The sequence below is a fragment of the Streptomyces sp. NBC_00250 genome (genome assembly GCF_036192275.1).
GTDB lineage: Bacteria > Actinomycetota > Actinomycetes > Streptomycetales > Streptomycetaceae > Streptomyces.
Genome location: NZ_CP108088.1, coordinates 7260948 through 7285285 on the forward strand (window position 1 = coordinate 7260948; position 24338 = coordinate 7285285).

Annotated in this window: 21 protein-coding genes; 16 read left to right on the forward strand and 5 right to left on the reverse strand. The window is 72.6% G+C overall.

What is annotated here, in order from left to right:
* Positions 1 to 40 precede the first annotated feature (40 nt).
* Positions 41 to 1495, forward strand: coding sequence for a purine-cytosine permease family protein (locus OG259_RS32915; RefSeq protein WP_328945553.1), 1455 nt, complete (start codon positions 41 to 43; stop codon positions 1493 to 1495).
* Positions 1492 to 2583: a C45 family peptidase gene (locus OG259_RS32920; protein ID WP_328945554.1), complete on the forward strand. Its 1092-nt coding sequence runs from the start codon at positions 1492 to 1494 to the stop codon at positions 2581 to 2583. The genes OG259_RS32915 and OG259_RS32920 overlap by 4 nt, the downstream gene beginning before the upstream one ends.
* Before the next feature lie 54 nt (positions 2584 to 2637).
* Here OG259_RS32920 and OG259_RS32925 read toward each other — a convergent pair whose 3' ends face one another.
* The 3 genes from OG259_RS32925 to OG259_RS32935 form a co-directional block, all read right to left on the reverse strand.
* Positions 2638 to 3327, reverse strand: a complete 690-nt coding sequence (locus OG259_RS32925) for a gamma-glutamyl-gamma-aminobutyrate hydrolase family protein (protein WP_328945555.1) — start codon at positions 3325 to 3327, stop codon at positions 2638 to 2640.
* 67 nt (positions 3328 to 3394) lie between these two features.
* Positions 3395 to 4840, reverse strand: coding sequence for an ethanolamine permease (gene eat, locus OG259_RS32930; RefSeq protein ID WP_328945556.1), 1446 nt, complete (start codon positions 4838 to 4840; stop codon positions 3395 to 3397).
* Positions 4841 to 4958: 118 nt separating this feature from the next.
* Complete coding sequence (locus tag OG259_RS32935) at positions 4959 to 5687, reverse strand: FadR/GntR family transcriptional regulator (protein WP_328945557.1); 729 nt, start codon at positions 5685 to 5687, stop codon at positions 4959 to 4961.
* An 89-nt stretch (positions 5688 to 5776) separates the two neighbouring features.
* Here OG259_RS32935 and OG259_RS32940 point away from each other — a divergent pair, with 89 nt between their 5' ends.
* The 4 genes from OG259_RS32940 (at position 5777) to OG259_RS32955 (ending at position 10794) form a co-directional block, all read left to right on the forward strand.
* Positions 5777 to 7180, forward strand: a complete 1404-nt coding sequence (locus OG259_RS32940) for a glutamine synthetase family protein (RefSeq protein ID WP_328945558.1) — start codon at positions 5777 to 5779, stop codon at positions 7178 to 7180.
* Between the two features lie 38 nt (positions 7181 to 7218).
* Positions 7219 to 8574 carry an aldehyde dehydrogenase family protein gene (locus OG259_RS32945; protein ID WP_328945559.1) on the forward strand — a complete coding sequence of 452 codons (1356 nt, stop codon included), beginning with the start codon at positions 7219 to 7221 and terminating at the stop codon, positions 8572 to 8574.
* 6 nt (positions 8575 to 8580) lie between these two features.
* Positions 8581 to 9369, forward strand: a complete 789-nt coding sequence (locus tag OG259_RS32950; protein ID WP_328945560.1) for a 3-oxoacyl-ACP reductase — start codon at positions 8581 to 8583, stop codon at positions 9367 to 9369.
* A 108-nt stretch (positions 9370 to 9477) separates the two neighbouring features.
* On the forward strand, positions 9478 to 10794 hold the full coding sequence (locus OG259_RS32955; protein ID WP_328945561.1) for an HAD family hydrolase: 1317 nt from the start codon (positions 9478 to 9480) through the stop codon (positions 10792 to 10794).
* A gap of 7 nt (positions 10795 to 10801) precedes the next feature.
* Here the strand turns inward: OG259_RS32955 and OG259_RS32960 are convergent, their stop codons facing one another.
* Entirely contained in the window at positions 10802 to 12004 is a 1203-nt protein-coding gene (locus OG259_RS32960; RefSeq protein ID WP_328945562.1) for an amino acid deaminase/aldolase, read from the reverse strand.
* A 649-nt stretch (positions 12005 to 12653) separates the two neighbouring features.
* On the opposite strand from OG259_RS32960, the gene OG259_RS32965 reads away from it, so the two are divergent.
* From OG259_RS32965 to OG259_RS32975, 3 genes are read left to right on the forward strand one after another with little or no spacing between them, the layout of a single operon-like run.
* Positions 12654 to 13619, forward strand: coding sequence for a hypothetical protein (locus OG259_RS32965; protein WP_328945563.1), 966 nt, complete (start codon positions 12654 to 12656; stop codon positions 13617 to 13619).
* Complete coding sequence (mycP, locus tag OG259_RS32970; RefSeq protein ID WP_328945564.1) at positions 13616 to 14794, forward strand: type VII secretion-associated serine protease mycosin; 1179 nt, start codon at positions 13616 to 13618, stop codon at positions 14792 to 14794. Before OG259_RS32965 ends, mycP begins: the two co-directional genes overlap by 4 nt.
* Before the next feature lie 46 nt (positions 14795 to 14840).
* Positions 14841 to 15572, forward strand: coding sequence for an SseB family protein (locus OG259_RS32975; protein ID WP_030316081.1), 732 nt, complete (start codon positions 14841 to 14843; stop codon positions 15570 to 15572).
* A 15-nt stretch (positions 15573 to 15587) separates the two neighbouring features.
* On the opposite strand, the gene OG259_RS32980 is transcribed toward OG259_RS32975, so the two are convergent.
* On the reverse strand, positions 15588 to 15974 hold the full coding sequence (locus OG259_RS32980) for a DUF1844 domain-containing protein (RefSeq protein ID WP_266889881.1): 387 nt from the start codon (positions 15972 to 15974) through the stop codon (positions 15588 to 15590).
* A 354-nt stretch (positions 15975 to 16328) separates the two neighbouring features.
* Between OG259_RS32980 and infC the strand changes: the two genes are divergently transcribed.
* From infC to pheT, 7 genes are all read left to right on the forward strand, one after another.
* Positions 16329 to 17012, forward strand: coding sequence for a translation initiation factor IF-3 (gene infC, locus OG259_RS32985; RefSeq protein WP_328947252.1), 684 nt, complete (start codon positions 16329 to 16331; stop codon positions 17010 to 17012).
* Between the two features lie 122 nt (positions 17013 to 17134).
* A complete protein-coding gene (gene rpmI / locus OG259_RS32990; RefSeq protein WP_024760685.1) occupies positions 17135 to 17329 on the forward strand; it encodes a 50S ribosomal protein L35 in 195 nt (64 codons plus the stop codon).
* 107 nt (positions 17330 to 17436) lie between these two features.
* On the forward strand, positions 17437 to 17823 hold the full coding sequence (gene rplT / locus OG259_RS32995; RefSeq protein WP_328945565.1) for a 50S ribosomal protein L20: 387 nt from the start codon (positions 17437 to 17439) through the stop codon (positions 17821 to 17823).
* A 322-nt stretch (positions 17824 to 18145) separates the two neighbouring features.
* On the forward strand, positions 18146 to 18985 hold the full coding sequence (locus OG259_RS33000; RefSeq protein WP_030316091.1) for a TrmH family RNA methyltransferase: 840 nt from the start codon (positions 18146 to 18148) through the stop codon (positions 18983 to 18985).
* A gap of 81 nt (positions 18986 to 19066) precedes the next feature.
* Positions 19067 to 20290: a sensor histidine kinase gene (locus tag OG259_RS33005; RefSeq protein ID WP_328945566.1), complete on the forward strand. Its 1224-nt coding sequence runs from the start codon at positions 19067 to 19069 to the stop codon at positions 20288 to 20290.
* Between the two features lie 177 nt (positions 20291 to 20467).
* Positions 20468 to 21607, forward strand: coding sequence for a phenylalanine--tRNA ligase subunit alpha (gene pheS / locus OG259_RS33010; RefSeq protein ID WP_328945567.1), 1140 nt, complete (start codon positions 20468 to 20470; stop codon positions 21605 to 21607).
* Positions 21607 to 24135 carry a phenylalanine--tRNA ligase subunit beta gene (gene pheT / locus OG259_RS33015; protein ID WP_328945568.1) on the forward strand — a complete coding sequence of 843 codons (2529 nt, stop codon included), beginning with the start codon at positions 21607 to 21609 and terminating at the stop codon, positions 24133 to 24135. The genes pheS and pheT overlap by 1 nt, the downstream gene beginning before the upstream one ends.
* Positions 24136 to 24338: the final 203 nt, after the last annotated feature.

The window sequence follows — 24338 nt, forward strand, 5'->3', positions numbered from 1 at the left end:
TAAGCAACCAGGTGGGCACCACACGCATCCGGAGGGCCGCATGGCTTCCACGATCCCCGACCCGCTCCCAGGCCCTCAGGGCGCACAGGTCGCCTTGCAGGACATCGATCGGCCCGGCCGCATCGAGGCGCACGGCATCGACCACATCCCCGAGTCCGAGCGCCACGGCCACCCCCGCGAGCTCTTCTCCGTGTGGGCGGCGGCGAACGTCAACTACCTCAGCCTCGTCGTCGGCGGAGCCCTCGTCCTGATGGGCCTGAACCTCTGGCAGGCCGTCGCCGTGACCGTCGTGGGCAACCTGTTCTGGCTGCTCCCGGGCCTCCTCGCCACCTCGGGACCGGCCGCCGGCGCGCCCAGCGAGGTGATCACCCGGGCCGTCTACGGCGTCCTCGGCAACCGCGTGAACAACGCGGTCGGCGGCTGGCTGGTCTCCGTCTGCTACTTCGCGCTCAACCTGGCCGCCGCGGCCACCGCCGCCTTCGCGCTCGTCGAGAACGCGGGCATCACGGCCACCACCCCGGTCAAGGTGGCCGTCATCGTGGTCATCGCCGCGCTCACGCTGATCATCAGCGTCTACGGGCACGGCCTGATCATCAAGCTGTACCTGCCGATCACCCTGGTCCTCGCGGCGGCCTTCACCGTCGTCGCGTTCGCCGTCCTGCAGCACGCCGACTTCTCGTACGCCCCCGCCCAGCAGCCCGGCGGAGTCGAGCTCTGGGCCCTGCTCCTCGCCGGCACCACGATGATCGCCTCGGGCCCGCTCTCGTACACCACGAGCGCCGACTTCTCCCGCTATCTGCCCCGTACCGCCTCCAAGAAGGCGATCATCGGGTGGAACGCGCTCGGCGCCTTCCTGCCGAGCGTCGTCGTCTGCTCGCTCGGCGCCTTCGCCGCCACCGCCGTCGACATGACCGACCCGCAGACCGCGCTCCAGGAGATCCTGCCCGGCTGGTTCGTCCCGGTCTTCCTGCTCGCCCTGGTCCTCGGCACCATCTCCATCAACGCCCTGACCGCGTACAGCGCCGGACTCGCGCTCCAGGCCGTCGGCCTCCGCATCCGACGCTCCGTCAGCGTCCTCTTCGACGGGGCCGTCGCCGTCGCCCTCACCCTCTACGGGCTGCTCGTCTCCAACTTCCTCGACACCGTCAGCAACGCCCTCCAGGTCATCACCGTCCTGATCGGCCCGCTGATGGCCGTCTACGCCACCGACGTCCTGCTCCGCCGCTGTCGCTACGACGGCCTCGCGCTCTCGGACGAGACCCCCGGCAGCCCCTTCTGGTACACCGCCGGCGTCAACCCGGCCGGTGCCCTCGCGCTCGTCGCCGGCGTCACCGCGGCGGCCCTCTGCGTCAACACCCTCTACACGGGCCCGGGCGCCGCCGCCCTCGACGGCGTCGACCTCTCCCTCCCCGTCGGCATGGTCGTCGCCGCCACCCTCTACGCCCTCCTGATGCGCAAGGACCGCACCCTGCTCGCCGCCCGGGCGGAGGCGTGAACAGCCCTCGCCGTACGACCCTCCGGATCGCGGGGGACACACCCCGCCGCCGCGGCGAGGACCGGGGCCGGCAGGCCCGCGCCGGCATCACGCGCGCGTGGCGGGTGTACGAGGAGCTCTTCGAGACCGTCGCCGCCGGCAACGGCCGGACGCTCGACGTACCCGCACTCGCCCTCCGCACCGTCCACGCGACCCGGGCCTGGGCGCCGGAACTCGTCGAGGAGATGGAGGGGGTCGCCGAAGGCGCCGGAACGCCGTTCTGGACGATCGCCGCGCTCAACGCCCGCACCGAGATCCTCGCCGAGGCGGGCGCGCCCCGCACGGGCGAGTGCTCCACCCTCGTCCGCACGGGTCCCCGGACCACCGGCGGACAGTGCTGGGACTGGCACCGGGAACTCGCCGACGCCTGGCACCTCCAGACCGTGACCGGGGACGTCCGGGGCTTCGCCGGGATCACCGAGCACGGCATCCTCGCGAAGATCGGCGTCAACGAGGCCGGGGTGGGTGTGCTCTTCAACATCCTCGGCCACGCGGACGACGCCGCGACCGGTGTCCCCGTCCATCTGGTGGCCCGTCAGGTGCTGGGCACGGCGGGGTCGTTCGCGGAGGCGGTCGGCATGCTGACCGGCGCACCCGTCTCGGCCTCCACGGTCATCACCGTGGTCACCGCGGACCGGGCCGCGTCCGTGGAACTCGCCCCGGGCGGCTCGGCCGTGATCGCTCCGGACGACCGGGGCTGGCTGGTGCGCACCAACCACTTCCTCGCCCCGGCGCTCGCTGCCGGAGAACTGCGCGGCCACCGGGAGCCGGAGACGTACGACCGCCACCGGCTGCTCACCGCACGGGCGCTCGGGCACGACGGCGAGACACCCGATGCCGACGCGCTCGTCGGCCTGCTCACCGCCCACAGGGAGGACGGTGCCGAGGTGTGCTGTCACGCCCCGGCCGAAGGCCGTCTCGGCAGCCGGTGGGCGACCCTCGCCACCGTGGCCGTCGACCCCGCCGAGCGGCGCCTCCTGGTGCACGACGGCGGCCCCTGCTCGGCGGGGCGGGAGACCTGGACCCCGCTCACCGCGCCCCGGGGCTGACGACGGGGGGCGGTGCGCGCTCCACCACCGCGGACCGGTGCCTCGCGGGGACCGTCAGTCCCGGCGTACCCCCGCCGCCTCGACCAGGCCCCGCATCACCCGCAGGTCCTCGCCCATCTCCGGGTGCCACTGGACGCCGAGGGCCCAGGCCGGGGCGGCCAGCTCGACGGCCTCCACCGTGCCGTCCTCCGCGTGGGCGGAGACCGCGAGCCCCGTGCCCAGCCGGTCCACGGCCTGGTGGTGGTAGGTCGGGACCTCGGTGAGCTCGGGCACCAGGGAGGCGTACCGGCTTCCCGGCACCGGCTTCACCGCATGCCGGCCGATCACCCCGACCGCCTCGACGTGCCCGTCCAGGTGCTGGACCAGCGTCCCGCCCAGGGCCACGTTCAGGAGCTGCATGCCCCGGCAGATGCCGAGCAACGGGGTCCCGGAGGCCAGGGCCGCGTCGATCAGGGCCAGCTCCCACGCGTCGCGTTCCCGGGCCGGCGGGCCGGTCCGGTCGTCGCGCTCGGCCCCGTACCGTACGGGCTCCACGTCCGCTCCGCCCGCGATCACCAGCCCGTCGAGCCGGGCCACGACCGCCGCGGCGGCCTCCGGATCGTCCGGCGGCAGCATCACCGCGATCCCCCCGCTCGCCTGGACGAGCCGCGGGTACGGCGCGGGGAGCAGCGCGGCCCGCATGTCCCACACGCCCCAGCGGGCCTGGTCCAGGTAGGTGGTCACGCCGATGAGCGGCTTGGGCACGGAACGTCCTCCGGGAGAGCGGGGTGGGCGGGAGCGGGGTTGTGGGGGAGTGGGCGGGTACGGGCGGTCAGTCGCGTTCGAGTTCGGCCTCGGCGGCCGCGAGTGCCGCGAACTCCTCCTCGGGCGCCCTGGCCACCAGATGGTGTCGACTGTAGAACGCGAAGTAGGCGAGGGCGATCGCGTACACCCCGAGTGCCATGAAGGCCGCCGTCCGGTCCACCAGGAAGGTCGCGACCAGGGCCGACAGTGCGAGGACGAACGCCACCGACGAGGTCACGACGCCGCCCGGCGTGCGGTACGGCCGGTGCAGGCCCGGCTCACGGCGCCGCAGCACGATGTGGGAGAGCGCCATCAGGGCGTACGAGATGGTGGCGCCGAACACGGCGATGTTCAGCATCCGGGCCCCGTCCCCGGTCCCCGCGGCGAGTGCGAAGCCGATCGCGCCCGGGATGAGCAGCCCCAGGTACGGCGACTTGCGGCGGCTGGTGAGGGAGAGGAAGCGGGGCAGATAGCCCGCGCGGGAGAGCGCGAAGAGCTGGCGCGAGCCCGCGTAGATGAGGGAGAAGAAGGACGCGACCAGGCCGGCGAGGCCCGCGTAGTTCACGAACCGGCTGAGCGCCGTCGGGTCCCCGTCGCCCTGGAGCGCCACGACCAGCGGGTTGCCCGCCTCCTGGACGGCGGCCGAGCCGCGCGCCCCGGTCGCGGCGAAGAAGGTCATCACGGCGAGCAGCACCAGGATGCCCATGGAGATCGCGAGGGCCCTCGGCATCGAGCGCACCGGGTCCTTCGCCTCCTCGGCGGCGAGCGGCACGCCCTCGACGCCCAGGAAGAACCACATGCCGAAGGGGAACGCGGCCCAGATCCCGAGCAGACCGAACGGCAGCCAGGAGTTGGCGCCGAAGGCCTCGCCGTCGACGGGGATGTCGTTCAGTCCGTCGACGTGGAAGTCGGTGAAGGCGCCGAGCGCGAAGATGACGAGCGCGGCGACCGCGATCGCCGTCACGATCAGGCTGAAGCGCAGGGCCTCGCCCACGCCCCAGAGGTGGATCCCGATGAAGAGCGCGAAGCAGACCAGGTAGACGGGCCAGCCGGACTCCAGGCCGAAGAGGCCGAGGGACTCGACGTAGTCGCCGATGAAGATCGAGATCGCGGCGGGCGCCAGGATGTACTCGATGAGGATCGCGGTGCCGGTGAGGAACCCGCCCCAGGTGCCGAGCGCCCGGCGGGCGAAGCCGTAGCCGCCGCCCGCGGTGGGCAGGATGGCGGAGAGTTCGGCGAGGGCGAAGACCAGACAGGCGTACATCGCGCCCATCAGGACGGTGGCGACGGCGAGTCCGCCGAAGCCGCCCTTGGAGAGGCCGATGTTCCAGCCGGAGAAGTCCCCGGAGACGACGTAGGCGACGCCGAGCCCGGTGAGCAGCAGCCACCCGGCGCTGCCGCGGCGCAGGGCGCGGCGCTCCAGATAGTCGTCCTGCGGTGGGGTGGTGCTCCCGGTGGTTTCTTCGAGCGTCATGGCAGCGTCAGCTCCCCGCAAACGGGCCCAATGGATTGGAGCCATACCTTTGCGGTGCCGAGGTGAGAGCGCAACCCCCCTGCGTTACTTTCGGGTTACGTACCCGGGGACGCACGCCTCATGTCAAGAACCCGCGCAGCAGCGCCGCCGTCCCCGAGCAGTGCTCCCGCATCACCTCACGCGCCGCGTCCGCGTCCCCGTCGAGGACCGCCTCCACCACCGCGGTGTGCTGGTGCTGGGAGTGCTCCAGGTTGCGTACGAGCAGGGGGATGCAGTCGAGCAGGTCGTTCACGGTCGCCCGGACGGCGGCGTACTGGGCGGTGAGCGTCGGCGAGCCGGAGAGCTCGGCCAGCGTCAGGTGGAGCAGGGTGTCCTGGCGGCGGTAATCGGCCAGCGGGGCGTCATGGGTCGCCGCCACGGCCGTCCGCAGCCGCTCGGCGCCCGCCGCGTCGAGGCCGTGCGCCGCGCAGAGCCCGGCGGCCCCCACCTCCAGGACCTCACGGAAGCGCAGGGTGTCCTCCATGTCGACGGTGGCGATCCGGCGGCGCAGCTCGTCCTCGTCGGCGGTCTGGACGCGGGGCAGTACGAACGTGCCGCCGTAGCGGCCGCGCCGGCTCTCCACGAGCCCCTGCTCCTGGAGGACCTTCAGCACCTCGCGCAGGGTGACCCGGCTGATCCCCATCCGGTCGGCCAGCTCCCGCTCGGCGGGCAGCCGCTCCCCGTCGGGCACGAGTCCGAGCCGTACCACCTGGAGGATCTGCTCCAGGGCCTCCTCGAAGCCGTTGCCCGCCCGGACCGGCCGCAGCACGGGCGTCAGCCGGTCCGCCGATTCACTCGTACTGGCCACGTTCTCGATTCCCCTTCGTCAGCACTTCCCAAGCAATGGTCTTCCGCAATACCTTATGGCTTCCGGCAGGCCGAAGGAGGAGCAATCCCGTGGCAGACCGCAAACCCCCGCTCACCGTCGAGGAGCTCCGTGCCCTCGTCGCGAGCGGCGAGATCGACACCGTCGTCCTGGCCTTCCCCGACATGCAGGGACGGCTCCAGGGCAAGCGGTTCGCCGCCCCGTTCTTCCTGGACGAGGTACTCGGCCACGGCACCGAGGGCTGCAACTATCTTCTGGCCGTCGACACCGAGATGAACACCGTCGACGGCTACGAGATGTCCTCCTGGGACCGCGGCTACGGCGACTTCGCGATGCACCCCGACCTCACCACCCTCCGCCGCCTCCCCTGGAACGAGGCCACCGCCATGGTGACGGCGGACCTCGCCTGGGGCGACGGCACCCCCGTCGTCGCGGCGCCCCGCCAGATCCTCCGGCGCCAGCTGGAGCGCCTCGCGGAGCACGGCTTCACCGCCCACGTCGGCACCGAACTCGAGTTCATCGTCTTCCAGGACAGCTACGAGCAGGCCTGGGACGCGAACTACCGCGGCCTCACCCCCGCCAACCAGTACAACATCGACTACTCCGTCCTCGGCACCGGACGCATCGAACCCCTTCTGCGCCGCATCCGCAACGAGATGACCGGCGCCGGACTCACCGTCGAGTCCGCCAAGGGCGAGTGCAACCCCGGCCAGCACGAGATCGCCTTCAAATACGACGAGGCCCTCGCCACCTGCGACGGGCACGCCGTCTACAAGACGGGCGCCAAGGAGATCGCCGCCCAGGAGGGCTACTCGCTCACCTTCATGGCGAAGTACAACGAGCGCGAGGGCAACTCCTGCCACATCCACCTCTCCCTCCAGAACGCCGAGGGGACGAACGTGATGGCAGGGGACGACGCAGGGGGGTCCCCCCTGCTCGAGCGAAGCCGAGAGCTTGGGGGAGGCATGTCCGCGACCATGCGGCACTTCCTCGCCGGACAGCTCGCCGCCCTCCGCGACTTCTCCCTCCTCTACGCCCCCAACATCAACTCCTACAAGCGGTTCCAGCCCGGCTCCTTCGCGCCCACCGCCGTCGCCTGGGGCCACGACAACCGCACCTGCTCGCTCCGGGTCGTCGGCCACGGCCGCTCCACCCGCTTCGAGAACCGCCTCCCCGGCGGCGACGTCAACCCGTACCTCGCCGTCGCCGGCCTGGTCGCCGCCGGTCTGTACGGCATCGAGCAGAAGCTCGAACTCCCCGAGCCCTGCACCGGGAACGCCTACACCGCCGAGTACGCGCACGTGCCCACCACCCTGCGCGAGGCCGCCGAACTCTGGGAGACCAGCGAGATCGCCAAGGCCGCCTTCGGGGACGAGGTCGTCGCCCACTACCGCAACATGGCCCGCGTCGAACTCGATGCCTTCGACGCGGCCGTGACCGACTGGGAACTGCGCCGCTCCTTCGAACGCCACTGATCCGGACCTCCCCCGCGTACGCCTCTGAGAGGACTGAGTTGCTCCAGGTACTGAACCCGGCGACCGAGGAGCCGGTCGCCACCGTCCCCGCCGCCACCGCCGCCGACGTGGACGCCGCCGTCGCACGGGCCGCCGCCGCCCAGCGCGGCTGGGCCGCCGCGGCGCCCGCCGACCGGGCCCGGCTGCTCCGCCGCTTCGCCGCCGTCGTCGACGAGCACGTCGAGGAACTGGCCCGGCTCGAAGTGACCGAGGCCGGCCACACCATCGGCAACGCCCGCTGGGAGGCGGGCAACGTCCGCGACCTGCTCGACTTCGCGGCCGGGGGAGTGGAACGCCTCAACGGACGGCAGATCCCGGTGGCCGGCGGCCTGGACATCACGATCCTCGAACCGCTCGGGGTCGTCGGCGTCATCGCCCCCTGGAACTTCCCCATGCCGATCGCCGCCTGGGCCACCGCACCCGCCCTCGCCGCCGGCAACGCCGTCCTCCTCAAGCCCGCCGAGACCACCCCGCTCACCGCGCTCCGGCTCGCCGAACTCGCCCTGGAGGCGGGTCTGCCCGAAGGCCTCTTCCAGGTCCTCCCCGGCACCGGCCCGGTCGCCGGAAACGCCCTCGTCGAGCACCCCGGCATCGCCAAGATCGTCTTCACCGGCTCCACCAGGGTCGGAAAGTCGATCATGGCGAAGTGCGCCGACCAGGTGAAGCGGGTCACCCTCGAACTCGGCGGCAAGAGCCCCAACATCGTCTTCGCCGACGCGGACATCGAGGCGGCCGCCGCCGCGGCGCCGATGGCCTTCCTCGACAACAGCGGCCAGGACTGCTGCGCCCGCACCCGCATCCTCGTCCAGCGGAGCGCGTACGACCGCTTCATGGAGCTCCTCACCCCCGCGATCGAGGAGATCGTCGTCGGCGACCCCGCCGACGAGCGCACCCAGATGGGCCCGCTCATCTCCCGCGCCCAACTCGACCGCGTCCGCTCCTACGTCACCGACGACCTCCCCGGCATCCGGGGCAAGGCCCCCGAGGGCCCCGGCTTCTGGTTCCCGCCGACCGTCCTCACCGGCGTGGCGGAGGACGCCCCCTGCTCCGTCGAGGAGATCTTCGGACCCGTCGCCGTCGTCCTCCCCTTCGAGGACGAGGCCGACGCGATCCGCCTCGCCAACGCCACCGAGTACGGCCTGTCCGGCTCCATCTGGACCCGGGACGTCGGCCGCGCCCTGCGCGCCTCCCGAGCCGTCCGGGCCGGCAACCTCTCCGTCAACTCCCACTCCAGCGTCCGCTACTGGACCCCGTTCGGCGGCTACCAGCAGTCCGGCCTCGGCCGCGAACTCGGCCCCGACGCCCTGACCGCCTTCACCGAAACCAAGAACGTCTTCATCAGCACGGAGGCCTGAGCACCCATGACCAGCACCGAAGAGAACGTCTGCCGCCGCCTGGTCGGCCGTACCGCCGTCATCACCGGAGCCGGCAGCGGCATCGGCCTCGCCACCGCCCGCCGCTTCGCCTCCGAGGGCGCCAACGTCGTCTGCGGCGACATCGACGAGGTGGCCGGCAAGGCCGCCGCCGAGGAGGTCGGCGGAACCTTCGTCAAGGTCGACGTCACCGACCCCGAGCAGGTCGAGGCGCTGTTCAAGACCGCCTTCGACACCTACGGCTCCGTCGACATCGCCTTCAACAACGCCGGCATCTCGCCCCCCGAGGACGACTCCATCCTGGAGACCGGCCTGGAGGCCTGGAAGCGCGTCCAGGACGTCAACCTCACCTCGGTCTACCTGTGCTGCAAGGCCGCCCTGCCGTACATGCGCCGCCAGGGCAAGGGCTCCATCATCAACACCGCGTCCTTCGTCGCGATCATGGGCGCGGCCACCAGCCAGATCTCGTACACCGCCTCCAAGGGCGGCGTGCTCGCGATGTCCCGCGAGCTGGGCGTCCAGTTCGCCCGCGAGGGCATCCGCGTCAACGCCCTCTGCCCCGGGCCCGTCAACACCCCGCTCCTCCAGGAACTGTTCGCCAAGGATCCCGAGCGGGCCGCGCGCCGCCTCGTCCACATCCCCGTCGGCCGCTTCGCCGAGCCCGAGGAGATCGCGGCCGCGGTCGCCTTCCTCGCGAGCGACGACTCCTCCTTCGTCAACGCCAGCGACTTCCTGGTCGACGGAGGCATCGCGGGCGCGTACGTGACCCCGCTCTAGACCGCCGCCACACCCCCCACACCCCCCCCACATCCCCACCCGGCAGCCGGGCGTCGCAAGGCGCCCGGCTGTCCGGCGTCCGCAGCAGCCCCCGACAGGAGAGTGATCATGAACCAGCGTGCCCGGCTCCGTACATCCGTCGTCACCGCCGCCCTCGCCCTCGCCGCGACGAGCCTCGTCTCCGCCACCACCGCCGAGGCCGAGCCCCGGGAGCACCGCACGCCTCGCCCTTGCCCCACCCTGAAGACCTCCGAGGGCTGGTACGGCGACAACAAGGCCCGCATCGACGCCCTCGTGGCCGACCACTGCCGGGACAAGGGGGACAAGGGGGCCAAGGGGGCCAAGGGGAGGAAGCCCGTCGCGGTCTTCGACTGGGACAACACCGTCATCAAGAACGACGTCGGCGACGCCACCTTCTACTGGCTCCTCCGCAACGACCGCATACGCCCTCCCCGGCACGGCGACTGGTCCGCCACCAGTCGCCACCTCACCCCGGAGGCCGCGGCCTCCCTGGCCGGCGCCTGCCCCACCGGCGTACGGGCGCTGCCCACCTCCACGGACACCCGCTGCGCAGACGAGCTCCTCTCCGTCTACGGCTCGGGCGCCACCAGCGCCGGGAAGAGCGCCTTCGCGGGGTACGACCGCCGCCGCATGGAACCCCAGTACGCCTGGCTCGCCCAGCTCCTGCGCGGCTGGACCACCCGCCAGGTCGAGTCGTTCGCCGCGGCCGCCCGCGCCGAGAACCTGGCGGCGCCGCAGGGCGCCACCCAGCGCGTCGGCACCGCCCAGGTCACCGGCTGGGTCCGCTACTACCCACAGCAGCGCGACCTGATCCGTACCCTCCAGGACGCCGGCTTCGACGTCTGGATCGTCTCCGCCTCACCCGAACCCGTCGTCGACGTCTGGGCCGAGGGCGTCGGCGTCGCGCCCTCCCACGCCCTCGGCATCCGCAACACCACCGACCACGGCCGGCTCACCGCCCACCTCAAGGGCTGTGGGACGGTACGGGACGGCGAAGACACGACGATCACCTACATCGACGGCAAGCGCTGCTGGATCAACCAGGAGATCTTCGGCGTCCGCGGCCCCGCCGCCGAGCGCGTACAGCCCGCGTCCCGGCGCCAGGTGTTCGCAGCGGGGGACTCCGACACCGACATCTCGTTCCTGCGAGACGCCACCGGCCTGCGTCTGGTCCTCAACCGCAACAAGAACGAACTCATGTGCCGGGCGTACGAGAACGGCGACGGCCGCTGGATCGTCAACCCCATGTTCATCGAGCCGAAGCAGCGGAAAGCCACCCCGTACCCCTGCGCCACCACCGGCTACACGGCGAGCGACGGCACGGCGGAACCGGTCCGGCGGTCCGACGGAAGCGTGATCCCGGACCAGCAGGACAAGGTCTTCCCGCCGGCCCAGGTCCTCTGAACGTCTCCTAGAGGAAGGTCTGGCCTTCGCCGCGGTACGTCGGCACGGTGTCCGTGATCCGATCGCCCTCGATCAGCCGCAGGCTCTCGAACCGCTCGCACAGCTCGCCGGCCTTCGCGTGTCGGAACCACACCTTGTCGCCGATCCGCAGATCGTCGGCCGGCGAGCCGATCAGCGGGGTCTGCACCTCGCCGGGACCCTCCTGGGGGTCGTACTTCAGCCCCTCGGGCAGATACGGCACGGGCAGCCGGTCGGGCCCGGCAGCCCCGGACGCCGGATAGCCACCCCCGAGGACGGTCACCACCCCGACCCCCGGCCGACGGACGACGGGCTGCGCGAAGAGCGCGGCCGGCCGGCCACTGAACGAGGTGTAGTTGTCGAAGAGCCGCGGCACGAAGAGCCCCGAACCCGCGGCGATCTCCGTCACCGCGTCCTCGGCGGCCGTGTGCTGCACACTGCCGGTGCCGCCGCCGTTCACGAACTCCAGGTCCGGCGCCACCGCCCGGACGGCCCGCACCACGGCCGCCCTGCGCTCGGCCAGCTCCCGGCGGGCCGCCGCCTGCATCAGCCGGATCGCCCGCGAACGCAGCGGCCGACCCGCGACCGCGTCCCCGACCCCCGCGACATGCCCCTCGTACGCCATGATCCCTACCAGCCGGAACCCGGGGCGGCGCACCACCGAGCGGGCCAGCTCCGCCAGTTGCGCGGGCTCGCGCAGCGGGGAACGGCGGGCACCGACCCGTATCCGGCCGCCGAGGAGACTGAGCGCGGTGTCCAGCTCCAGGCAGACCCGGACCTCCTCGGTGCCGCCCGCTCGGGAGGCGTCGATCAGATCCAGCTGGGCCACGTCGTCGACCATCACGGTCACGGCGGCGGCCAGCTTGGGGTCCCGAGCCAGCTCGCCGAACCCGGAGCGGTCCGCCGAGGGGTACGCGAGGAGAACGTCCTCGAACCCGGCGCGGGCCAGCCACAGCGACTCGTCGAGCGTGAACGACATGATCCCGGCGAAGCCCTCCCGCGCGAGCACCCGCTCCAGGAGCGCCCGGCACCGCACGGACTTGCTCGCGACGCGGACGGGCTTGCCGCCGGCCCGGCGAACGAGGTCCGCCGCGTTGGCGTCGAAGGCCTCCAGGTCGACGATCGCCACGGGCGCGTCGAGATGAGCGGTGGCCCGGTCGTATCGGGCCCGGTCGGCGGCACGGGGAGTCATGGCCCGAGCTTGCCAGACAGGTTTACGAGTGGGTAGCCCCTGAGTTCCCGTGCCAGGGGGAACAGCCCGTAGAGTGACGGGCATTGTCGACACGAGCGGGGGGACGGGGATGACCGGCGAACAGCGCCCCGGCACGACCTCCCGCATCACGGAAGCCCTGCTTCCCGGCCTCCGCCCGGACCCCACGCCGGAACCGTCCGAACTGGAGACCACCACCCGCCTGCGCGCGATCGGCCCGGACGACGTGGCACCCCCGAGGCCGACGGCGCGGCCCCGCCCGACGCCCGACGCGAAGGCTCCGGCCTCCGGCGCGGCGGCTGCGTCACCGTCTCGTCCGGCCTCCGGCGCGGCGGCTCCGGCGCCCGGGGTTCCGCTTCCTCCGGTGTCCGGGCCCGCGGCTTCGCCCGTGTCCCCGTCCCGCCCGATAACCCCTCCGGCGGCACCGTCCCGGCCCGCGTCCGGCCCGGTGGCTCCGCCGCGGGTGACCGCGGCGCCGCCGGCTTCGTCCCGTCCGGCGTCGGGCCCCGCGGCTCCGGTGCCCGCGACTCCGCCCCGCCAGGCGCCCGCCACTCCGCCCCGCCCCGGGACCGCGTCGACGGCACCCTCCGCGCCCGTAGCCCCCGCCCCGCCCCGGTCGACACCCCGCCCCGTGCCTCCGGCGCCCGCGGTCCCCGCTCCCGCGCATGCGGGTCACGCACCCGCCGGTCCCCTCCCCGCCGCCGCCCCGGCGCCCGCCGCGCGGACCGTTCCGCATCACGCGCGGTCCGTCACCCCGTACGGCCACACCCACGGTCACCGGGCCGTCGCCCTGCCGCCCGAGGCTCCCGTCGAGACCACCACGCGGCTGCGGCCCGTGCGGGAGCGGCGGACCGGGCGGGCCATCGCCGTCGGCGTCTGCGCCGTGCTCGGGATCGGGCTCATCGGCGGCGCGTTCGCCGGGGTGTGGCTGGCCGCCGCCGAGCCCGGGGAGCCCGCCGAACCGGCCGGGTACACCGAGGCCAAGGACCTCTGGCACAACGCCCCCGTCGACACCCTCTTCCCCCGCACCCTGGCCGGCCCCGGCGCCGGCCCGGGCGCCGCCGCGCGCACCTGGACCCGGATCGTCGTCGCCCCGGACACCGCCTGTACACCCGCCGTCCTGGCCAAGAACCTGCTCGCCACCCTCCGGCCGCTCGGCTGCGAGCGCGTCCTGCGCGCCACGTACACCGACGCCACCGCCAGCAGCGTGATCACCGTCGGCCTCGTCTTCACCCGCGCCGACGCCACCACCCAGCGCACCCTCGGCCAGGGCCTCACCGCCCGCGTCGGCGCGGACGTCCCCCCGGCGCTCCCCGGCCCCGGCACCGTCGCCGCCCGATTCGGCGCGAAGCAGCGCGCGAGCTGGTGGCTGAACGCCCCCGTCGACCTCCCCGTCGTCGTCACCGCCGTCTCCGGATTCGCCGACGGCAGGGCCGTCGACGGCCCTCAGCCGGCCGACCGGGCCATGGCCCAGGGCCGCACCGACGCCACCGCGCAGTCCGGCCTCGGCCACGAGGCCAAGAACATCACCGTCCGCTTCGAACAGCTGCTGCGCACGGCCGTCGCCCCGCCGGCCAAGGAGAAGGACGCCCGGTGATCCGTCCCCGAACCCGCCTCCGTACGCCCGCGGCCGTCCTCCTCGCCACCGCCTTCGCCGTGCTGCCCGCCACCGCCACGCCCGCGTACGCCGACACCATCCGGGCCCGTCAGTGGGGCCTCGAAGCCATGCACACCTCGGAGGCCTGGCGTACGACCAAGGGCGAGGGCGTCACGGTCGCCGTCCTCGACACCGGCGTCGACGCCGAACACCCCGACCTGGCGGGTTCGGTCCTCACCGGCCGCGACCTCATCGGCTTCGGCGCCTCCCGGGGCGACCGCGCCTGGGCCCGGCACGGCACCGCCATGGCCGGGATCATCGCCGGGCACGGCCACGGCCCCGACGGCGGCGACGGCGTCCTCGGCATCGCCCCGGACGCGAAGATCCTGCCCGTCCGGGTCATCCTCGAAGGCGCCGACAAGTCCCGCGACAAGGCCCGCAAGACCCGGGGCACCGCCCTCGCCGAAGGCATCCGCTGGGCCGCCGACCACGGCGCCGACGTCATCAACATGTCCCTCGGCGACGACTCCAAGTCCGCCCACCCGGACGCGGGCGAGGACGCCGCCGTCCAGTACGCGCTCTCGAAGGGCGTCTCCGTCGTCGCCTCCGCCGGCAACGGCGGCGAGAAGGGCGACCACATCTCCTACCCGGCCGCCTACCCCGGCGTCATCGCCGTCACCGCGGTCGACCGCTACGGCACCCACGCCTCCTTCTCCACCCGCCGCTGGTACGCCACCGTCAGCGCCCCCGGCGTCGACATCGCCATCGCCGACCCCGACCGCCGCTACTACGAGGGCTGGGGCACCAGCGCCGCCGCCGCGTTCGCCTCCGGAGCCGTCGCACTCGTCCGCTCCGCGCACCCCGACCTCACCCCGGCCCAGGTCAAGCGGCTGCTCATCGACACCGCCCGCAACCGGCCGAAGGACGGCCGCAGCGACGCCAAGGGGTACGGGACGGTCGACCCCGCCGCCGCTATCGAGGCCGGCGCGAAGATCAAGGGCGGCGACCCCAAGAACACGGCCACCGGCTACCAGGGCCGGTACTTCGGCCCGGGACCGCTGCCCGCCCCCGAGGAGAGCCGCCCCATCGGCCTCCTCGCCCCCCTCGCGGGCGGCCTCGGCGCCCTGCTCCTCCTCACCGCGGTGATCCTCCGGCGCGCCCGCCGGACCTCCTGAGGACCCGGCGGGCCGAGCCTCCCCGCACGGCGGTTAGGCTCGTCGCGTGGCGCTCAAGAACATCCCGGACCCCGGTTTCTCCGACGACGACGGCACCGCCGACCCGCGGCTCGCCGCGGCCCTCGCGGCCTGGGCGGAGGACAGAACCGCCCACGGCCCCGTCCTCGACGCGCTGCGCGAGGCCCGGCTGCTCGTCCCCGTGGTCGCCGTCCTCGGCGAGGTCGAGACCGACGAGAACGGCCTGCGCCGCGAGAAGACCAGCGACATGGCGGTCCCCACGCTCACGGCCGGTGACCGGCGCGCCCTGCCCGCCTTCACCTCGATCGCCTCGCTCGCCCTGTGGGACCCGGAGGCCCGGCCCGTGGCCGTCCCGCTCCACCAGGCGCTCCAGGCCGCCGCGCACGAGAAGGCCGACACGGTCGTCCTGGACCTCGCGGGCCCGGTGCCGTACCAGCTGACCGGACCGGCCCTGCTCGCCCTCGCCGAGGGCCGTACCAGCGCCGACCCGCTCGACGACCCCGCCGTACGGGAAGCGGTACGGGCCGCCGTCGCCGCCGAGCCCGCGGTGCTCCGCGCCCATCTGGGCCCCGGCGCCGCCGACGGCACCCTCGCCCTGGTCCTCGCCGAGGGCGGCTCCCCGGCGGAGGCCGCCCAGCGCGTGGCCCGCGCCCTGGCCGCCGACGAAACACTGAGGGCCCGCCTGGTGCGGGGCCTCGACCTGGCACTCCTGCCGGCCTCGGCCACGCCTCCGGGCGAGCCCTTCTACGTAAAGAGGTAAGACGTACACCGGGTCCTAGCCGTACACCGGCCCCGTGTACTTCTCGCCCGGTCCCTGGCCCGGCTCGTCCGGGATCAAGGACGCCTCGCGGAAGGCGAGCTGGAGGGACTTCAGGCCGTCCCGCAGGGGAGCCGCGTGGAAGGAGGAGACCTCCGTCGCACCGGCGTCCAGCAGGCCCGCGAGTGCGTGCACCAGCTTGCGGGCCTCGTCGAGGTCCTTGTACTTGTCGCCCTCCTCGGTGAGCCCGAGCTTCACCGCGGCGGCGCTCATCAGGTTGACGGCGACGGTCACGATCACCTCGACCGCGGGGACCTCCGCGATGTCGCGGGTCATGGCGTCGAAGTCGGGGGACTCGGCGGAGTCGGGGGAGTCCGGGGACTCGTTCTGGGGCGTCTCGCTCATGCCTCATACGATATGCCGGTCCTCGGTTAGCGGAGACCGCCGGGTCCTGCTAACCTTGTGTAACGACCGGCCGGACACCTGTGTGCCCGGCCCACAAGTGGAGGCTCCGTACTCCCACCTGACCACCCTCACGGGTGGCGGGTCACCGGTCAGGTGGCGACCATCGTTCCGTACGGACGATGGAGCCGCCCGATGTGCGCCCCGCGGTTGACCGCGGCGGTGCTCCGGTATTTCCGTGGAGCCCCGCCTGTGTCCCGTCCGGGGCGTTTTTTGCGTTTCGGCTCGGTTGGTCCAAAGAAACAGACATGCGCGTCCGTCCGCCAGGCGGTCGCGTGGTGCTACCGAGGAGGATCCATCAGCGCCGAGCCCCGCATCAACGACAGGATTCGCGTTCCCGAGGTGCGACTTGTCGGACCCAGCGGCGAGCAGGTCGGGATTGTTCCGCTTGCCAAGGCCCTGGAGCTCGCACAGGAGTACGACCTCGACCTGGTCGAGGTCGCGGCGAACGCCCGTCCGCCCGTGTGCAAGCTCATGGACTACGGGAAGTTCAAGTACGAGTCGGCCATGAAGGCCCGTGAGGCGCGCAAGAACCAGGCGCACACGGTCATCAAGGAGATGAAGCTCCGGCCGAAGATCGACCCGCACGACTATGACACCAAGAAGGGTCACGTCGTCCGGTTCCTCAAGCAGGGTGACAAGGTCAAGATCACGATCATGTTCCGTGGTCGTGAGCAGTCCCGTCCCGAGCTTGGTTTCCGGCTGCTGCAGCGGCTGGCGTCGGACGTCGAGGAGCTTGGCTTCATCGAGTCCAACCCGAAGCAGGACGGCCGGAACATGATCATGGTTCTCGGCCCGCACAAGAAGAAGACCGAGGCCATGGCCGAGGCGCGTGAGGCCCAGGCCGCACGCAAGGCCGAGCGTCAGGGCGTCGCCTCCGAGGAGACGTCCGAGGCTCCGGCCGCCGAGACCGAGGCCGCTGAGGCTCCGGTCGTCGAGGCCGAGGCCGCCGAGGCTCCGGTCGAGACCCCCGAGGCGTGACCCGACGGGCTGCCAACCAGGCAGCCCTGGGCCCCGCCCGGAACCACCACACGAAGAATTGACGCTCCCGGATGTCCGGTGCCCGCACCGGGGGAGCGCCACTGACGAGGAGATACGGCGCGATGCCGAAGAACAAGACGCACTCCGGTGCCAAGAAGCGCTTCAAGGTCACCGGCACCGGCAAGATCATGCGCGAGCGCGCCGGCAAGCGCCACCTGCTCGAGCACAAGTCGTCCAAGCTGACGCGTCGCCTCACCGGCAACGCCGAGATGGCCCCGGGTGACGCCGCCAAGATCAAGAAGATGCTGGGCATCTGAGTTTGATCTCCCGCTCTCGGCGACGAGAGCTTCCGGCCAAGACCGGGAACCATCCGTTTTTCGGGTCGTGTGAGGACCACCACGACCCCGCTACAAGGAGTTAACAAGTGGCACGCGTCAAGCGGGCAGTCAACGCCCACAAGAAGCGCCGGGCGATCCTCGAGGCGGCCTCCGGCTACCGCGGTCAGCGCTCGCGCCTGTACCGCAAGGCCAAGGAGCAGGTCACCCACTCCCTGGTCTACAACTACAACGACCGCAAGAAGCGCAAGGGCGACTTCCGTCGGCTGTGGATCCAGCGCATCAACGCCGCTGCCCGCCAGAACGGCATGACGTACAACCGCCTCATCCAGGGTCTGAACGCCGCCAACATCGAGGTGGACCGCAAGATCCTCGCCGAGCTGGCCGTCAACGACTCCAACGCGTTCGCCGCGCTGGTCGAGGCCGCGCAGAAGGCTCTGCCGGCCGACGTCAACGCCCCGAAGGCCGCCGCCTGATCTTCCAGGCCGCAGTACTTCTGCCCGGACCCGCAGGCGCGCACGCGTCGGCGGGTCCGGGTGCGTCTGCCCCCTGGAGGGTGTTCGGTGGAGGTGGGCCGCACAGGCCCGAAGCCGCCGTCCCCGGTCACCGAATCCGCGTCACCGAATCCGCGCCGGTCACCAAGCCCCGTCACGAAGACCGGCCACCGACACGGGTCACCGACACCGGTCATCGCGAAGCCGGCCGCTGAGGCCGGTCACCGAAGCCCGACGCTGAAACCGGTCACCGAAGCCCCGGATCCCGAAGCCCCCGGCACCGAAGAGAGAACCGCCGCACCTCATGGTCACCCCCGAGCTGATCTCCCCGCGTTCCCCGCGCGTCGTCGCCGCCCGGCGGCTCGCCAAGCGCAACTTCCGGGGCAAGGACCGCCTCTTCATCGCCGAGGGCCCGCAGGCCGTCCGTGAGGCCGTCGAGCACCGCGGCTCCACCGGAGAGCCCACGCTCGTCGAGCTCTTCACCACCGTCGAGGCCGCCGAGCGCTACAGCGCCATCATCGAAGCCGCCCTCGCCGCCGGCGCCCGCGTCCACCACGCCTCCGACGCCGTCCTCGCCGAGGTCTCCCAGACCGTCACCCCGCAGGGGCTCGTCGGCGTCTGCCGGTTCCTCGACTCGCCGTTCGAGGAGATCGTCGCGGCCCGCCCCAAGCTGGTCGCCGTCCTCGCTCACGTACGCGACCCCGGGAACGCAGGCACGGTGCTGCGCTGCGCCGACGCGGCCGGCGCCGACGCCGTCGTCCTCACCGACGCCTCCGTCGACCTGTACAACCCCAAGTCCGTCCGCGCCTCCGTCGGCTCCCTCTTCCACCTGCCGGTCGCCGTCGGCGTCCCCGTCGAGCAGGCCGTCGCGGGACTGAAGAGCGCGGGCGTACGGATCCTCGCCGCCGACGGGGCGGGCCAGGACGACCTCGACGCGGAGCTGGACGCCGGCACCATGGGCGGTCCCACCGCCTGGATCTTCGGCAACGAGGCCTGGGGACTGCCCGAGGAGACCCGGGCCCTCGCCGACGCCGTCGTCCGCGTCCCGATCCACGGCAAGGCCGAGAGCCTCAACCTCGCGACGGCCGCCGCGGTCTGCCTGTACGCCTCCGCCCGCGCCCAGCGGCCCCGAACCTCCGCCTGAGGGGTCCATTCCGCCCTCCCCGCCCAGTAGAGTGACGCACTCGGGGGCCCACTGCGCTACACGGAGGGGTGGGGTACGGGGATGACGGTCGGCACGGACAGTCCCGCACAGGCACGGAGCGCCGCGCCGCACGCCCCGGAACCGCCGCCGGACCCGGGCGCACAGGAATCACCGGGCGCGGACGGGACCACCGCCTCCGCCGGGGCCGGCGATTCCCCCGCGTCCTCCGCGTCCGCCGCGTTCGAAGCCTTCGCCGGGGTCAATCCCGACGACCTCCCCGACGGTCTCGTCGTCGCCGACGAGACCGGCCGGGTCGTCTGCTTCAACGCCGCCGCCAGCCGTATCACCGCCGTCCCCGGCGACCGGGCCCTCGGCCTCCCCCTCGACGAGGCACTCCCCCTGGAAGACCTCAAGGGAAGCCGCTGGTGGGCCCTGACCGACCCGTACGGCGGACTCGCCACCCGCCGCGGCCAGCCCGAGCGCAATCTGCTGCTGCCCGGCGGCCGTGAGGTCCTCGTCTCCGCCCGGTACGTCCGCGAGCGCCCCACCGGGCCGGTCCGCCGGGTCGTGGTCAGCCTGCGCGGCACCGAGGCCCGCCGCCGCACCGAGCGCAGCCACGCCGAACTCATCGCCACCGTCGCCCATGAACTGCGCTCCCCGCTCACCTCCGTCAAGGGCTTCACCGCCACCCTCCTCGGAAAGTGGGAGCGGTTCAACGACGAGCAGAAGCGGCTGATGCTGGAGACCGTCGACGCCGACGCGGGCCGCATCAAGCGGCTCATCGCCGAACTCCTCGACATCTCCCGGATCGACTCCGGCCGGCTCGAAGTGCGCCGCCAGCCCGTCGACATCGCCGCCGCCATCGGCCGGCACGTCCAGGTGCACACCACCGGCGGCCAGTCCCCGGACCGCTTCTTCGTACGGATCAGGCCCCAGCTGCCCGCGCTCTGGGCCGACCCCGACAAGATCGACCAGATCCTCGGGAACCTCCTCGAAAATGCGGTGCGCCACGGGGACGGAACCGTCACCATCGAGGTGGCACCCGCCCGGACGGGCGACGACGGCGAAGAGGGGACGGAGGTCACCGTGAGCGACGAGGGCCCCGGCATCCCCGAGGAGTCGATGAGCCGCGTCTTCACCCGCTTCTGGCGGGGCAGCAAGCGCGGCGGCACCGGACTCGGCCTCTACATCGTCAAGGGCGTCGTCGAGGCCCACGGCGGAACGATCACCGTCGGAAGGGGCCCCCGAGGCGGGGCCGAGTTCCGATTTATCCTGCCCGTCGGCACCCCGGCCCATCTCATCTGACGAGATCCAGCAGGAATCCGAGAGGAATCCGACAGGATCAGGCGAGATACAGAGCCGCCCGGCCTGCCCACGGGCTCATTCGCGTCCCCTCACCCCGTTAGACTCGTCCTTTGGCACGTTTGCGCCCTTGACGTCGAGCGGGGCCGCCCAGCCAAGCCAACGGAAGCACGGGAAGAGATGTCCGCACCCAATAAGTCGTACGACCCGGTTGAGGTCGAGGCACTGAAACCGGAAGAGATCGAGCGCATGCGGGACGAGGCGCTCGCCGCCTTCGCCGCCGCGGGCGACCTCGACGCGCTCGCACACGCGAAGACCGCGCACACCGGTGGCACCTCGCCGCTGGCGCTCGCCAACCGGGAGATCGGTGCCCTGCCCCCGCAGGCCAAGGCCGCCGCCGGAAAGGTCGTGGGCCAGGCCCGCGGCATCGTCTCCAAGGCGCTCGCCGCCCGCCAGACGGAGCTGGAGGCCGAGCGTGACGCGCGCGTCCTCGTCGAGGAGGCCGTCGACGTCACCCTGCCGTACGACCGCGTCCCGGCCGGCGCCCGGCACCCGCTGACCACGCTCATGGAGCGCGTCTCCGACGTCTTCGTCTCCATGGGGTACGAGGTCGCCGAAGGTCCCGAGGTCGAGGCCGAGTGGTTCAACTTCGACGCCCTCAACTTCGTCCCGGACCACCCGGCGCGCCAGATGCAGGACACCTTCTTCGTCGAGGGAACCTCCCCCGACGGCAAGGCCACCACGGGCGACGAGTCCGGTGTCGTGCTGCGTACGCACACCTCGCCGGTCCAGGCCCGCACGCTCATCGACCGGGAGCCCCCGGTCTACGTCGTGTGCCCCGGCCGCGTCTACCGCACCGACGAGCTCGACGCCACGCACACCCCGGTCTTCCACCAGATCGAGCTGCTCGCCGTCGACGAGGGCCTGACCATGGCCGACCTCAAGGGCACCCTGGACCACATGGTCCAGGCGCTCTTCGGCCCGGACATGAAGACCCGGCTGCGCCCGAACTTCTTCCCGTTCACCGAGCCGTCCGCCGAGATGGACATGCTCTGCTACGTCTGTCGCGGCGAGTCCGTCGGCAACCCGGACCGCCCCTGCCGCACCTGCGGCAGCGAGGGCTGGATCGAGCTGGGCGGCTGCGGCATGGTCAACCCGAAGGTGCTCGTCGCCTGCGGTGTGGACCCCGAGAAGTACAGCGGATTCGCCTTCGGGTTCGGCATCGAGCGGATGCTGATGTTCCGCCACAACGTCGACGACATGCGAAACATGGTCGAGGGTGACGTCCGGTTCACCCGGCCGTTCGGGATGGAGATCTGATGCGGGTCCCGCTTTCTTGGCTGCGGGAGTACGTCGACCTGCCGGCGACGGAGACCGGCCGCGACGTCCAGGCCAAGCTCATTTCGGCAGGCCTCGAGGTCGAGACCGTCGAGCAGCTCGGCGCCGGCCTGACCGGCCCGCTGGTGGTCGGCAAGGTCCTCACCATCGAGGAGCTGACGGAGTTCAAGAAGCCCATCCGCTTCTGCACCGTCGACGTCGGCCAGGCCAACGGCACCGGCGAGCCCCAGGAGATCATCTGCGGCGCCCGGAACTTCGCCGTCGGCGACAAGGTCGTCGTGGCCCTGCCCGGCGCCGTCCTCCCCGGTGACTTCCGGATCGCCGAGCGCAAGACCTACGGCCGGGTCTCCCGGGGCATGATCTGCTCCGGCGACGAGCTCGGCATGGGCGACGACGGCACGCACGGCATCATCGTGCTGCCGCCCGAGCTCGAGATCGGCATCGACGCCACGAAGCTCCTGGAGCTGTACGACGAGGTCCTCGACATCGCCGTCACCCCGGACCGCGGCTACTGCCTCTCGATGCGCGGCGTCGCCCGCGAGACCGCCACCGCGTACGGCCTGCCGCTGCGCGACCCGGCGCTCCTCGACGTGCCCGCGCCGAACTCGTACGGCTACCCGGTCCGGGTCACCGACCCGATCGGCTGCGACCGCTTCACCGCGCGTACGGTCGTCGGTCTGCAGCCCGAGGCCCGGTCCCCGATCTGGCTGCGCCGCCGCCTCCAGAAGGCCGGCATGCGTCCGATCTCGCTGGCCGTCGACGTCACCAACTACGTGATGCTGGAGCTCGGTCAGCCGATCCACGCCTACGACCGCAGCCTTCTCGACGGCCCGATCGGCGTCCGCCGTGCCGAGGCCGGCGAGAAGATCACCACCCTCGACGGCACCGTGCGCGTCCTGGACGCCGCGGACCTCGTCATCACCGACAACCGCGGTCCGATCGGCATCGCGGGCGTCATGGGCGGTGCCAACACGGAGATCGCCGACCCGGAGACCGACCCGGAGACCGGGATCGTCACCGGCAGCTCCGAGGTCGTCATCGAGGCCGCGCACTTCGACGCGATCTCGATCGCCCGCACCGCGCGCCGCCACAAGCTGTCCTCCGAGGCGTCCAAGCGCTTCGAGCGCGGCGTCGACCCGCAGGCCGCCGCGGCCGCCGCGCAGCGCTGCGTCGACCTGCTCGTGCTGCTCGCGGGCGGCACGGCAGAGGCCGGTGTCACCGAGATCAGCGCCCCGTCCGCGCCGCGCACGATCACCATGCCGGCGAACCACCCGGACAAGGTCGCGGGCGTCGACTACGGCCGCGAGACCGTCGTCCGCCGCCTCCAGGAGGTCGGCTGCGACGTCTACGGCCAGGACGAGCTCGTCGTCACCGTGCCCTCGTGGCGCCCCGACCTCAACGAGCCGAACGACCTCGCCGAAGAGGTCATCCGGCTGGAGGGCTACGAGAACCTGCCCTCCACGCTGCCGAAGCCCCCGGCCGGCCGCGGGCTCACCGAGCGCCAGCGCGTCCACCGCCGGGTGGGCCGCGCGCTGGCCGGCGCCGGCTACGTCGAGGCGCTGAACTACCCGTTCATCGGCGAGCAGGCCCTCGACAACCTCGGTCTCGACGCGGACGACGCCCGTCGTCGGCTCGTGAAGCTGGTCAACCCGCTCTCGGACGAGGAGCCCGCGCTCCGCACGACGCTGCTCCCGGGCCTGCTCGGTGCGCTCCGCCGGAACGACAGCCGTGGCAGCCACGACCTGGCGCTCTTCGAGACCGGTCTGGTCTTCCGGCCGGAGGGACAGCCCGGCGTCGCCGTCCGGCTGCCCGTCGACCGTCGCCCCAGCGACGAGGAGATCGCCGCGGTCAACGCCGTGCTGCCCGCGCAGCCGCGCCGCGCCGCCGTCGTCCTCGCCGGTGCGCGCGAGCAGGCCGGCTGGTGGGGCAAGGGCCGTCCGTCCGACTGGGCGGACGCGGTCGAGGCAGGTCGGACCGTGGCCGCCGAGGCCGGGGTCGAGCTGATCATCAGCGCCGACCAGCACGCCCCGTGGCACCCGGGCCGCTGCGCCGCGTTCCACGTCGAGGTGGACGGCGAGAAGGTCCTCGTCGGCCACGCCGGCGAGCTCCACCCGCGCGTGGTGAAGGCGTTCGGCCTGCCGGCCCGCGCCTGCGCGATGGAGATCGACCTGGACCTCCTGGAGAAGGCGAACGAGGGCCCGCTCAAGGCCCCCCGTATCTCCTCCTTCCCGGTCGCCACCCAGGACGTCGCCCTGGTCGTCGCGGGCGACGTCCCGGCCGCCGACGTCGAGGCCGCCCTCGCCGAGGGCGCGGGTGAACTCCTGGAGTCCATCCGGCTGTTCGACGTCTACACGGGTGACCAGCTCGACGAGGGCACCAAGTCCCTGGCGTACGCGCTGAAGTTCCGCGCCGAGGACCGCACGCTCACCGTCGACGAGGCCACCGCGGCCCGCGACGCGGCGGTGGCCCTGGCGTCCGAGCGCACGGGCGCCGTCCTGCGCGGCGCCTGAGCGCCGTAGCGCAGCAGCACCAGGAGGGCCGCCCCGGGGATTCCCCGGGGCGGCCCTCCGCCGTTTCCGCACCCCACAAGGGCGTACATGTGGCCGGGGTCCGACCACGCGTACGCGTGGCGGAGCCCTGGCGGAGGGCGGCGCGTGAGGGGTGCTCACTCCTTCGGGTGAGATCGTCCCGGGGTGTTCCCCGGTGGGGTGTG